The organism is Treponema primitia ZAS-2 (genome assembly GCF_000214375.1).
Classification (GTDB): Bacteria; Spirochaetota; Spirochaetia; order Treponematales; family Breznakiellaceae; genus Termitinema; species Termitinema primitia.
Genome location: NC_015578.1, coordinates 1,923,362 through 1,936,647, shown reverse-complemented (window position 1 = coordinate 1,936,647; position 13,286 = coordinate 1,923,362). Strand labels below are relative to the sequence as shown.

Annotated in this window: 10 protein-coding genes; 5 read left to right on the top strand and 5 right to left on the bottom strand. The window is 51.6% G+C overall.

All coding sequences use genetic code 11. The annotated features are described in order from the left end of the window. Positions 1–19 precede the first annotated feature (19 nt). From TREPR_RS08560 to TREPR_RS08540, 5 genes are all read right to left on the bottom strand, one after another. Positions 20–1,945, bottom strand: a complete 1,926-nt coding sequence (locus TREPR_RS08560; RefSeq protein ID WP_015707903.1) for an autotransporter outer membrane beta-barrel domain-containing protein — start codon at positions 1,943–1,945, stop codon at positions 20–22. Positions 1,946–2,109: 164 nt separating this feature from the next. Further along, entirely contained in the window at positions 2,110–2,781 is a 672-nt protein-coding gene (locus TREPR_RS08555; protein ID WP_015707902.1) for a response regulator, read from the bottom strand. 78 nt (positions 2,782–2,859) lie between these two features. Next, positions 2,860–6,024 carry an ATP-binding protein gene (locus TREPR_RS08550; RefSeq protein ID WP_015707901.1) on the bottom strand — a complete coding sequence of 1,055 codons (3,165 nt, stop codon included), beginning with the start codon at positions 6,022–6,024 and terminating at the stop codon, positions 2,860–2,862. A gap of 154 nt (positions 6,025–6,178) precedes the next feature. Next, positions 6,179–7,531: a helix-turn-helix domain-containing protein gene (locus TREPR_RS08545; protein ID WP_015707900.1), complete on the bottom strand. Its 1,353-nt coding sequence runs from the start codon at positions 7,529–7,531 to the stop codon at positions 6,179–6,181. Positions 7,532–7,543: 12 nt separating this feature from the next. Beyond that, positions 7,544–8,899 carry an extracellular solute-binding protein gene (locus TREPR_RS08540; RefSeq protein WP_245534811.1) on the bottom strand — a complete coding sequence of 452 codons (1,356 nt, stop codon included), beginning with the start codon at positions 8,897–8,899 and terminating at the stop codon, positions 7,544–7,546. A gap of 305 nt (positions 8,900–9,204) precedes the next feature. Here TREPR_RS08540 and TREPR_RS08535 point away from each other — a divergent pair, with 305 nt between their 5' ends. The 5 genes from TREPR_RS08535 (at position 9,205) to TREPR_RS08515 (ending at position 13,265) form a co-directional block, all read left to right on the top strand. Continuing rightward, positions 9,205–9,594, top strand: a complete 390-nt coding sequence (locus TREPR_RS08535; protein ID WP_015707897.1) for a hypothetical protein — start codon at positions 9,205–9,207, stop codon at positions 9,592–9,594. Further along, complete coding sequence (locus tag TREPR_RS08530; protein WP_015707896.1) at positions 9,591–10,361, top strand: ABC transporter ATP-binding protein; 771 nt, start codon at positions 9,591–9,593, stop codon at positions 10,359–10,361. The genes TREPR_RS08535 and TREPR_RS08530 overlap by 4 nt, the downstream gene beginning before the upstream one ends. Beyond that, positions 10,358–11,158: an ABC transporter permease gene (locus TREPR_RS08525; RefSeq protein ID WP_015707895.1), complete on the top strand. Its 801-nt coding sequence runs from the start codon at positions 10,358–10,360 to the stop codon at positions 11,156–11,158. Before TREPR_RS08530 ends, TREPR_RS08525 begins: the two co-directional genes overlap by 4 nt. A 21-nt stretch (positions 11,159–11,179) precedes the next feature. Then, complete coding sequence (locus TREPR_RS08520; protein ID WP_041611091.1) at positions 11,180–11,725, top strand: RNA polymerase sigma factor; 546 nt, start codon at positions 11,180–11,182, stop codon at positions 11,723–11,725. Between the two features lie 103 nt (positions 11,726–11,828). Continuing rightward, entirely contained in the window at positions 11,829–13,265 is a 1,437-nt protein-coding gene (locus tag TREPR_RS08515) for a GGDEF domain-containing protein (protein ID WP_015707893.1), read from the top strand. The last annotated feature ends 21 nt before the right edge of the window (positions 13,266–13,286 follow it).

Sequence of the window (13,286 nt, the reverse complement as noted above, 5' to 3'; positions counted from 1 at the left end):
GCCATCCAAGCTACCCTGCTTACCACTCGATCGTAATCCCATAGCTGCCCGTGGGCAAGATGCCGTCGAGGGTGTGGGCTGCGGTCTCCCAGGACAGTACGGGGTAGAGATAGGCCGTGCCCAGGTACTGCCAATCGCCAGTGGTGGTGGTAAAGTCCCAGGGAGCCACAGTCAAGGCGCCGTCGGGAGATACGGGCGTGGGGGCGGCTACGGTGAAGTAGTTATTCTTATTAGTCTCCGTCTCAAAACCGGTACGAACATAGGTCGGATAGCCGTCTTTGTAGATGTCAGCGGTTCCCGCCAACCGGAAAAAGCTAATATCGGAAGCGGCGTAGTTGTAGGCCCCGGTAGTCACAAAACCTGTAGCGCCTGAATCAAGGCCAACAATGGCACGGATATTGGCTGTAACATTCGAGCCGGTGGGATGATCATCACCGATGGTGGTTTGCAGGGCGACGGAGTAGTCGACCGTGCCGCCGGAGATGTATCCGGCGATACCACCGGCATAGTTCCGGTAGGGGACACCCCCCGCATCGCCATTTGCGATAACGGTCCCCCGGGCATAGGTGTTGCTGATAGCTTGGCTGCTATTTCCCGCAATTCCCCCGGCGCGGGTCTCCGCATATCCGAAGGCCCTAATATCGGCGGATACATAGCAGTTTTCAATAGGATCGTTGGCTGTGCCTTGGGCTAACCCGACGATGCCCCCCGCATTGGCTATCCCCCATCCCGTGCCAACGCCGTCGGCACGCACGGCGCCACTAGCAAAGGAGGCGCTCACCGTGGATAATACGCCGCCGGAACTTATGAGGCCGCCGGCGATACCCCCGACGTTAAGCACAAACGTAGAAGTTCCCACGAGCTTCCCGGAGATATCCCCGCTAAAGGCGCTTTTGCTGAGGGTTTTGGGGGCCGCGGAGACTTGCTGTTCCCCCACCACCCCGCCGACATTCAACGCACTTATATTGTTCGAAGTATTTGCATTGCTTACATTGATAACACCGGAAACGATAACTCCTTCAATGGTGGTGTTTTCCGCAAGCCCCACAAGGCCCCCCACGTATTGGGTCGTAATCGCACTGGGGTTAAAGCCAAGGGCTTTAGCGGTAGTTTTCGTGCCCAGGGCGCCTTCGGGGTAGACCAGGGTAAGATCGTGAATTTCCGCAGTGGAGGTACGGCCAAAGAAGCCCAGGTACTGGCCATCATAGCTGGTAAAGCCGCCTGCGGTGGCGTTGGAGAAGGTGATGCTGTGCTTAACTGAGCTGGTTCCATCGGTTGTTCCATAAAATTTGGCTCCAAAGGGGGTCGTGCCGTCGCCGAGAGGAGTCCATGGAGCGGTAAGGGTAATGTCGTTCACCAGGCGGTAGGTTTTCGTCTGGGCCATGAGAAGGCCGTTTGTGGCCGCCCCGATGCGCCGCAGTTCCGCCTCGTTGTGGATGAAGTAGGTCCCAAGACCCGCCTCGTAGTCGTAGTCCACGGTCATGGGGATGCTGGCGGCTGGGTTTTCGCCCTGCACAATGGTGACGAGTTTGGGCGTGGTGGAATTGCCGACCAGGTCCGAGAGTGCGTAGGTATCGTTCAAATAGGCAGCGGCGGTAATGGACCAAGGTCCCTCTTCCAGGGTAACGGTTTCTGAGCTAACCGCACCCAGGGTCCGGGTGTAACTTCCGATGGCGGGATGATCAGCATCGCCGATATGGGTAAAAGTGAGCTTGTAATACAGAGGGATGGTGGGATCGCCTGCCCACGCAACCGCCCGGGAAGCGGCCCGACCGGCTGTCTCCGGCGCTATAGCCGTGCCGGAGAGGATTATGGTGATTCTCCCCTTGCCTTTTTCTATGGGCGGCTCTTTCCGGGCGCTTTCCGGCGCGGCGGGGAGGTCACAGGAAATGGCCACCAGGGCGACCATCAAAGTCATCACGATGAATCTACATAGATTTTTCATAACATACTCCTATTATTATAGTTCTCCACTTAGGAGAAATTGCTTTCATACATAAGCATAGCGCGTTTAACCGGAAATACCGGTTTCTTTTGGCTAGACTTTGGGGGTAAAATCTAGACTTTAGTCTATACATTTCAGGTAAAATATAGACTTTCGTCTATGTTTTACCCGTGGGGGCTAATGAGCCCGTTGGCCACGGCGTATACCACGTACTGCATGATGCTATCGTAGCCGGTTTTATTGAGGATGCCGGTGATAACTGCCTTGAGGGTGCCTTCGGAAATGCTGAGTTCCTGCTCTATAAAACTACGATCCCGGGCTTGGGCAAGGAGGCGCAGGATCCGCATCTCCCGGTCGGTAAATTTCGGGCTCAGGGTCGCCAGGGTGGGGATATGGGTGGGAAAGGTGCCGTATCCTGCCATGGTTCCCCGGATTATCTGCAAGAGCAAATCGTTCTTTACGTTTTTATAGACAAAGCTATGGGCTCCGGCTTTTTTTGCGGCCTCGATAAAGGTAATCTCCGGGAAGGCGGTTATGATGACGATCTTGGTGTCCGGGAATTCAGCCAGGATTTCCTGGGTGGCGCTTATGCCGTTGATTTGGGTGCGGCTGTTTTCTTCCTGCGCCAATTCCCGGTGGGAACCGCCGTTTACCAGGTTGTCGTCGGTAAGCACATCCATAAGGATAAGGTCAGGCCGGTTCTCACGGCAGAACTCCAGGGCATCTCCGGCATGTTCCAGGGCGCCGACGACCTGCATATCCTTCTCATCGGAAAGTATTGTGGTCAATGCTTCCCGGAGCATGGTCATGTCCTCAACAATCAGTATGCGTATCATGTGCGTCTCCATTGCCCAACAGGGTATCGGCTATCAATCTAAAAAACCCTAACTTTTAGCCAGACTTTTGGCCCTTTTTCAAGACTTTTCTCCAGAACCTAGTGCAGCGCCGAGCTGTTCCACAAAGCGCTTAAAGGAATCGTAGAAACCCGGGCCCTGTTCCCGGATCCCCGCACTATCCTCCTCCCTGCCCAGGGCTTCCAGGGCCCCGGCCTCCGCCGAAAGGGCGTCGGCGCCTATGGAAAAGAGGGCGTTTTTGAGGGCGTGCATAAGGGTAGCAAAAAAGAGAAAGCTTTGGTCCGTGGGCGCCGTCTGGACCCTGTCTGCGGGAGCCGGAGCGGCCGCAAGCTGCTGGAAATGAAACAGTATGTGCCGCAGGGTGTCTATGCGTTCTTTGCTGTCTTCACAAAAGCTGTTGAGCACATAGCGATAACCTTCTTCTTCGCCGCCGGTGCGCTCGAGCCCCGCAGTGGTATCCAGGCCGTCCAGGCCAGGGAGTGCGCCGTTCCCCGCAGGCGTCCCCGTAGCCGCAGCCGTCCCGTCAGCAGCATCCGTCCCGACAGCAGCATCCGTCCCGACAGCAGCAGCTGCTTCTTCCGCCAGCGCCGGCCCCTGTTTTTCCCGGGGGATAAAGCGCAGGAGGGTTTTATCCAGGTCCGCCGCTTTAAGGGGTTTGCTCAAGAAGCTGTCAAAGCCCTTGGAAGCGAACATCTCGTCATTGCCGATAAGGGCATTGGCGGTTAGTACAACTATTGGCGTGTTGTCCCCCCCTTCCCGCAAGCGGCGGACCGTTTCGACGCCGTCCATGCCGGGCATCATGTGGTCCATAAAGACCAGGTCGTAGCGCTTCGATGCCATTTTGGCCATGGCTTCTTCGCCGCTGCCGGCGCTGTCGGGCGCAAGCCGGTACAGGCGCAAATAGCCCTGGGCCACCTGGATATTGGAAGGGACATCGTCCACCACCAGGACCTTGGCCGCCGAAAGATCCACCCGCGGAAAATTGATTGCCGCATGGCGGCGCTTTTCGTGGTAGCTGAAACTCTCCAGGGCTGCGGCGGTGGCCCTTCCCATGGGCTGCCCGTCCAGCCGTTTCTGGCGCACCCGGGCGGTAAACACGCTGCCCTTGCCATATTCACTTTCCACGGTGATGGTCCCCTCCATAAGCTCCACCAGCTGCCGGGTAATAGCCAGCCCCAGCCCGGTGCCTTCGATGTCCCGGTTCAGCTCCTGGTCCGCCCGGCCGTACTCGTCAAAGATGCTGCCCAGGGCTTCCGCCTTAATGCCCAGGCCGGTGTCGGAAACCACAAACACTAAAACTATGCCCTCAGCAGAATCGTTTTCTTTTTCAAAACCCACCGCAAAGCGCACTTCCCCTTCTTTGGTGTATTTAATGGCGTTGCTTAAAAGGTTGTTCAGTATCTGCCGCAGCCGTAATTCGTCCCCAAACAGATTGACCGGGAGGTCGTGGTCCAGTTCCAGGATAAAGTTGATGGGCTTGTCCCGAATACGCACCGTATTAAAAGAAACCGTGTCGTTTATCAAGCTGGGCAGATCGTATTCCACGGGCAGCAGTTCCAGTTTGCCCGATTCAATTTTTGAAATATCAAGCACATCATTGATGATTGAAAGCAGGATGGCCCCCGACTGGTGGATCTGTTCCAGGCGGCCCTTCTTGTGCTCATCTCCGCCGGCGGCATACAGTTCCAGTTCGCTGTAGCCCATGATCGCGTTAAGGGGCGTGCGGATTTCGTGGCTCATGTTGGCAAGGAAATTGCTCTTTGCCTGGGAGGCGGATTCCGCCAGGGCAGTTTGCTCCCGCAGCGCAAGGGTACGCTGCTCCACCGTGGTCTCCAATGAGGCATTAAGGCCGGTCAATTCCTGGTACATCTCGGAAAAGCGCCGGGAAAGGATCAGGGCGGCCCCCAGGGTAAAGACCGTAAACCCATACCGGGACGTCAGGATGCCCCAGTTCAGAAAAGCAGAATCAATAAAGTCGAAGGCGCCGGTGATAAACACAAACACTATGCCAAAGGCAAGGTTCCCCATGGGCTCGTGCACAAGGTTCCACCGGAGGTCTTCCGCCAACGTAAAGGCCCTGCCGTCATCGTGGCGGCGGGGCGCTTCCTTCCACGAGCGGTAGGCGCGGTAGAAAAACTCGTACCCAAAGTTGACGCTAAAGATATAGAGGATCTCCACTACCCCCAGGGCATAAAAGATATTGATACAGTCCTCGCCGTACTGGGGGGCAAAGAAAAGCTCCGTCGCCGCCATAGCCAGGCTTATCCAGAGCATCACCTTAGCAGGCAAGCGAATCCTCCCCTGGGTAAGGCTCTGAAAAAAGCAGCTAATCAGCGGAAGAAAAAAGAACAGCGTGGCAAATTCCAGACGGGACCATATATTGGTATCCGGGCTAAAGGTATAGATGCACGAAAGCCGGGTGAGGAAGTACAGCCCCAGGCAGAGCGAAAAGGCGCCGTAGTAGAGATTGTACCGCACGTCCCGGCGCTGGGAAAACAGGATAAAATGGTAGAGCCCCAAAAAGATATAAATGCCCACCAGGGCAATGGTCACCGTCTCGCTGCTTGCCGCTTCTATCGCTTCGTAGTCGTCGATGTAGACCGGGGTCCCGTAATAGAGCCCCAGGTTATCATGGTTGGGATCCCCCGCCAGGTGGATAGTCAAAGTGTTGGCCCCCTCCACCAGGAGATCCTCGTCAAAGGGGAAGCGTACCTTCCGCTGGGCCCGGTGGGAAACGATTTCCCCCCCCTCATCCAGGTGCAGCTCGTTCTTAATCAAATGGCCGTTAAGGTAGATTTCCCAGTTATCCCCCAGGGCGGCAATAAACAGCCCCGGTACTTTTTCGATGTTCTGCCGCATAAAAAGGAGGGTGTCGTAACCCAGCTCAAAAGGGATTACATAGGTAAAATGCTCCACCCTGTTCCCAAAGGGCGAAAGGAATACCCGTCGCGGAAGGCCCTGGAACTTCTCTTTGACGATCACCAGGGAGCTGTCTCCCGCCGCCGCGATTTCGTGCCATTCCAGCCCCGTCGGGGATCCCAGGGCATCCGCCGGAACAAAGCCCTTTTTGCCATACATGGGGTATTCCCGCAGGTTGATATAGAGGGGACTATCCCCCGCCCGGTGGGAGGAGAAAAAGAAAACGAGAACCATAAGGATGATTGCAGCCGCCCCCAAAAGCGCCGCTGCCGCCCAAAACCGGGCGGCCTTTAGGATATTTTTCATTTGTTTGGCACTTTTAAGCGTAACGTCTAGCATAGAGAAAAAAAAGTAGGATCATAGACCGGATTTCTATTTTCCAAAAAAACACGAGGATTACCATGACACGTTTATGTCATTTTTCAAAAAAGAAGGGATTTTGAGGGAAATGAGGCCGGTATCAGCCGAATTTCAGGAATAATTCCTTGCGGCTTTTGATACCGAGCTTCCGATAAATACTCCTGCAGTGGTTATTTACCGTATCAAAAGCAATAGAAAGCTGGCCGCCTATTTGCCGGATAGAAAAGCCTTTTAATAGAAGAAGACAAACTTCCTTTTCCCGTTTGGAAAAGCCGAAGCTGTCAAAATTGGGGGGCACCTTGGCAAATTGGGCTTCCAGCGCTATTAAGCGCTCTGCATAGGCGCTTTGATAGTAACGGTTGAGAAATACGTAGGAGCCAAGTATTCCGCCGCCCAGCAGGAGAAGGATGGCCGCTAGAATCCCGTTACGGGTAACAAGCAGCCTCCGGTAATCCTGCTGGGGTAAACCGAGGACCAGGGCCATCTTTTCTTCCGCATAGGGGGAATTATCGGAATAGAGTTTGATAAGCTCGTAGGAGTCTGTAAAAACAAAATCTGAAAGCGAATCAGGGTTTTTCCTGTTCGGGTGAATTCCCCCGGCGTGATAGGACTTTCTCAAGTTAAGACTATCGCCGCTCAAGGAGGCGAGCATACTGTGGAGCTGCGGATACGTATCAGTGCCGGGGCTGTGAAAAAGCTTGAAATTCACTTCGCTTAATTCAAAACCGCATACCCCGAGGAAGGTTCCCTGAGAACTGACCATGGGAACACTGCAGAGCAGGGCAGGCTCTGCTCTGCCCACCGCATCGGCAAAAGACCAGAAATAGGAACGGGAAAGGGGCAATGCGGGATTCTTTAAAAAAGTATTCGTCGGCGCCGTATAGTACTCTTTATCCTTAATATTCAGTTCCAGATCCCAGGTTGATTGCAGAGAAAGATCATTCTTAAATGCAAGATCCGCAAAGCCCCGAAGGTACAGTTTATAGGAATTCCGCTGTACGACCGGTTCCGTGCTCCGTATATAGAAACCGGAACGGGCGTATTCTTCCCCGCGAAAAGGGTTAACCGTAGCCTCCAGTATCACAAACACCCCCGATGCCTTTGCCTTGTCCAGAGAAAGAAGGATCAGAGCAAGCTCATGCTCCTCTATGGCTTCAAGAATATCAGGATGATAGGATAGATCATCCATGGTCAGGCCCGAGTAGGCCAGTTGGTTTTCTATATTCCTGGATAAGGTTTGGGAAAACAGCAGGGCTTCCACAGCAATGTCCTCCATTTGCTTTTCCAAACCCTGAGCAATACGTTTCCGTTCCGCTTGTATGTTTTCCTTTATTTCCTGTCTGCCAAAACTGATACTACCGGTCAAGACAAGGACTATGAATATGCCGAGGGCCAGTGTAAAAGCCAGAACGGGAATCAGCAAGCTGAAAGACACTTTTGTCCTGGGAATCATTGCCGGCGGCGCCTACTCATTAAAAGCAGTGATGAAATTAAATCGTGCATCATCAGGAACTGTGCCGCCACCGTTGTTACGGGCGGCAAGAGCTCTGTCCTGCAATTCTTTTATGTAGTTTTTCTGCATTGCTTCAAAACCATCAAAAACAGGCTGCACATAAAAGCGATACTCCTTTTGCATGGTACTGGTGGCCAGACGCGCTTTTTTTATCATTGCATTATCGCTATTCCCGACATTGGACGTCGCATCAAAAGCCTGTTTCACCACCGGAATAAATCCGGTGGATGCGGTAAAGGGCAGATTCTGTTCCGGGGAAGTAAGCCATTTTAAGAAAACAGAAGCGGCATATTCCTTTACCGGGGTGGACTTTATAACACACATATCAACACCCCGTTGTATTGCAACCTTTTCCCCGCCTGAAAAAACAGGAAAGGGCAATACGATAAATTCCGCCGCTTCTTTGGTGCCATCTTTGTGGATAACGGAATCCGGATAGAATATTGCTCCCGCGGAGGAACCGGTAATGGCAACCGCATCGCCGGTTAGCGCCAGATAGTCACCAAAGGTGTTAAAAATGGCAACCCTTCCCTTTGCGGCAGGCCCGTAATAGGTATCCCAAATCCTCTTGAATGCGGGGGAAGTAAGGTTAAGTTTTCTATCCCGCACCAAATGCTCCCCCATCTGTTCCATGCCTATCATGGAGTACGTAAAAAGCGAATCGGGATAATAAAAGGTTTTACCCCCTGACCAGGCATAATATTTTTCCGCCGCATCAATAATTCCTTCGAAGGTTTCAAGCTGTGTAAGGGTAACGCCATTTTGTGTTGCGGACAGATCCCCTGCGAATTGGTCAAATATGGTTTTATTGACATACAATACTTCGGTAGATTTTGAGATAGGGAGAAGATAGTGATGGCCGTCTATCATTCCCGCCTCGATAAACGCATCCACATAGCGGGAGATTCCATCCTTCGTGAACTGGGACGCAAAATCCATCAAAAGCCCTTTGGCGGAAAGGGTTGCCGCAACTGGCGGATATATCACCGATATATCGGGAATCTCGGGGGCGCCGGGATCGCCATTGGCAGCCATAAGGAGCTTTTCACTTAACACCGAGGGATTGGCAACGGCTGCAACCTGTATGACAATTCCTTGTTTTGCGCCCACCGTTACATTGAACTCATCCACCAGCCCTTCAAACGTGGTTTTCATCTGTTCTACATAGATATGCCACAGGGTAATGCTTACCGGGTTTTTGGGGCTGGGCCGGTTTGGGTTTTGGCAGGCTGAGAGAAAAACAAGCAGGATAAGAATGGAAAACAAGCCCAAAGGGTTTGCGTAGTGTGCGCACATCGATCTTTTCACACTATTTGCTCCTATAAAAATACTTAGGACGGATCACCATTTTACCCTCATAAATAGTGTACTGCTAGTGCTTAATCCGCTAATCGGGCGGGGTGGGGGGTGATTAGGCAAAATTTGCTAGAATTTACGCTATATGTAGAGTATATATATGAAATAATAAAAATTTCCCGGCTGCATATAAAATATTTTCCCCCCTCGCTTGTCTACATAAGTAAGGAGTAGTGGGAACCTTCGGTTCCCTTCCAATTTTACAAGAACCCGCCTTTCGGCGGGATAGGCTAAAGCGACTTATAATGGAGTAAAAAATGAAAAAACTTTTTTTTAGCAGATTACCCTATGCGGGTATTTTCCTGGTAATCATTGCCCTTTTCGGTGGCGCCGTACTGCTCTTATGGAACTGGCTATTTCCGGCGATTTTCGGCCTGCCGGAAATAAGCTACATTCAGGCAGTGGGGCTTTTGGCGTTGGCCCGTATCCTCTTCGGGGGCATTGGCGGAAGCCGTCGTCTTGCGGGAATAGGGCTTGCTGGGGGGGGGCGGGGGCACAACAACCCGTTTCGGGAAAAATGGATGCAGATGTCGGATGAGGAACGCAGGGAATTTATCGCAAAGCGCCATGGGTTACATGACTTTTGGGGCGGCCATAACGACCATGACCACGACAAAAATGGCAAAAAGGAAGATGATACGAAATGAAAACGGCAATCGAAGTTCAAAATTTGACCAAGTTTTACAAAGGCGCTGAAAAACCGGCGGTGGACAATGTTAGTTTTTCTGTAGGGGAGGGTGATTTTTTCGCCTTCCTCGGGCCTAACGGCGCGGGAAAAACTACCACTATTTCGATACTTACCACCACCCTGGGGAAAAGTTCCGGCGACGTTAGCGTCGCGGGCTTCGACCTTGAAAAGGATGCCCGGGAAGCGCGGGCCCATATGGGCATCATCTTCCAAAAGCCCAGCCTGGATATGGACCTTTCGGCGGAGGAAAACATCAGGCTCCACGCCTGCCTCTACGGAATGTACGGCTACCGCCCGTTTTTCAGTTGGATGCCGAAAAGTTACCGGGAACGGGTCATCAAGCTGGCGGAGATTATGGGTATTGCGGACAAACTCTGGAAGCCCCTCAAAACTTTCTCCGGGGGGATGCAGCGGAAAATAGAAATTGTGCGCAGCCTTATCCACCAGCCCGAGGTGCTGTTCCTGGACGAGCCTTCCCAGGGGCTTGACCCGGTAAGCCGCCGGTCCCTCTGGGACTACATCAACCAGACCCGCAAAGAATGCGGCACCACTGTATTCCTCACCACCCACTATATTGACGAAGCGGAACAGGTGGACCGCCTCTGTTTGATAAACAAGGGCAGCATTGTTTTTGAAGGAGCGCCTGAGGAGTTAAAGGAACTGCGGCACCAGGGATCACTGGAAGACGCTTATATCAACCTGCTTACCGAAGGGGGTGCAGCATGAATACACACATGAACAAAGCTGCCCGGGAAGCAAACGCCGTGCTTACCATTGCAAGCCGGGAATTTATGCTGAGTCTTAAATCGCCCCCCCGCATTGCCATGGCCATCATATGGCCGGTAATGATGCTGGGGATGTTCGGCAGCCAACTGTCCCAAAACATGGGCTTCAATATGGGCTTTGACTTTAACCAGTTTATGCTGGTAGGGATGCTGGTCAACGGCCTCTTTATGATGACCATGATGGGGATCACCTCCCTGGTTGAGGACCGGGAAAATGACTTTACCCAGGAGATCCTGGTCTCGCCGATTTCCCGGTATGCCATCATCTTTGGAAAAATAATCGGCGCCTCCCTGATGAGCTACATACAATTTTTTGCATCCATCATCGTGGGGCTTTGCATAGGCGCACGCCTGAGCGGCTCACAATTTCTGCTGCTCCTGACAGTATCGCCCCTTATGTGCCTTGCCGCCGGTTCCCTGGCCCTCCTGTGTATAGGCTTTATCCGCAAAAGCGGCACCGCCAGCATGATTGTTATGATGCTGTCCATGGCTCAGATGTTTCTTTCCGGCGCATTGATCCCCGTGAACCACTCCACGGGCCTCATGGCCGTCCTGAGCCGCCTTTTGCCCATGACCTATTGCATTGACTTTGCCCGGGGGGTATTTTATCAAACCACGGGCGCTGCAAACATTACCCTTTTTGCCCCCGCCGTTGATCTAGTGATCATCGGGGCATTTACCGCGGTATTTTTTGTGGCAGGCACTATTGCCTTTGTGCGTTCAGAGACAAACCGATAATTATAGAAAGGAAACAACAAAATACAGACTGTTACCGAAGTTTTTAACACCTACCGCGAACGGCTCTCAAGGTTCATCCGCAAACGGGTACGCATTCCTGAGGATTCCGAGGATATTCTTCAGGAAGTTTTCTATCAGTTTAGCCGGGTGAACAGTTTGGCCCAGCCGGTGGAACAAACTGCGGCCTGGCTTTACCGGGTGGCGCGTAACAAGATAATCAACCACCAGAACAAAAAGAGCGCCATTCAGCTTCCTGAGTATTATGACGATGAGGATGACGAATTTGTTCTGCAGGATATAGCCGCTCTTGTCTTTGACACCGAAACAACCCCGGAGACAGAATATCTTAGATCCTTTATTTTAGATGAGATAAACAATGCTCTGGAAGAATTACCGAATGAACAGCGGGATGTTTTTGAAATGACGGAATACCTCGGACTTTCGGTAAAAGAGGTGGCGGAACAAACCCATACGCCGGTCAATACGGTTTTATCACGCAAGCATTACGCGGTGTTACATTTACGGAAACGCCTGGCAGGGTTATACGCAGATCTTATGGGAAAATAACATAGTTGGTTCATGCTTTATTGACTTATAACTATACATATGTGTAGCATATTTCCATGCATTGAAAGTTTTTGCTAAATGAGGTTAAACTTGCAGGATACAAATGAAAAACCAAACAATGCAGGGACGAAAAACCAATCGCTCGGTGGGCAGATGGCTGACAGCCTTAATTGTCCTTATGATTGTGGTGCTAAGCGGCGCTATGATGATAATTGGGTATTTGAGATTCAAAAAATCAACGGAAGAATATTATTTTAGAATGGGAGAAACCACCGCCGGCATTGTGGCAGCAATTATTGATCCCGATTCCTTGGATACATATCTCGATACTCTTACCACAGATAAAAAGTACGATGACACCATGGAATTACTTAAGAAAGCTCATCTTGAATGTGAGGCTCAAGCATTGTATGTGTTTCGGGCGGCAAAGGATGGGATTACGTATATATATGATACCGACCCTTCGGATATGTGGTGTGAATTGGGGTATTACGATCCCTATACATATATTGAAGATGACGGAACGGTTGGGTATCTTTACCCTGACGATACAACACAGCAGCTGCGAAAGGGTGGAAAAGTTGATACCGTCATGGGAATTACCCAATACGGCTGGATAATAACCGTGAGCGAGCCGCTCTATGGCAGCGACGGAATATGTAAAGGATATGTGGGTATTGATTTTGATGTAAACCAGGTGGTAGCCAAGCAATCTGCATATCTCTGGCAGCTTGCAATTATCATACTTATAATTACTGCGTTGTTTGCGGTAATATACCTGTATATTATTCAGAAAGCCATCATCCTCCCGATCAATATTATGGCAAAGGCGGCGGATAGCTTTCTTGTCAACAGTCTGGAACCCTCCGGAAAACCCGACGAGCAGGGTTCTCCTCCTAAGAGTGAGAAATCAATCGGTGCATCCGATATTCTATCTATGGATATCAATACCGGGGATGAGATGCAAAGCCTTGCCGAATCCTTGAAATCCATGGTGCGGAAGATTGACGAGTACATCACCAGCTTGAACATTGTTACCATCAAATCAGAAACGGATGTGTTGACTTCGCTTTGTAACAGAGGCGCTTTCGAGCAGCAGGTAAGCGCTATCCTGCGCCTCCGGCAGGATACGGATCAGATTAATGCCTTTTTGATGATTGATGTGGATTATTTTAAAGCGGTCAATGATAATTACGGCCATGCCGCAGGAGACATGGTTTTGTCGGAATGCGCACGCGCTCTGCGCAGAGTGGTGCGTGAGTCGGATATTGTCGGCAGATTGGGGGGCGATGAATTTGCGGTCTTCTGCAAAAGCATCGGTTCTGTCGCCATGGCAGAACAAAAGGCGCGGCAGATTCGCGATGAATGGCTGAAAATTATTCCGCCAGGAGGCGAGAAGGGTATCACCGCAAGTATCGGAATATCCTTTACTCCGCAGGATGGACAAGTCTACCAGGAATTATTTAGCAAATCCGATGAGGCTCTCTACCGGGCAAAAGAAGCCGGGCGGGATGGCTTTGCTCTAAGCAATTTGAGTTAATTTTTCAACCCGCAGTATTAT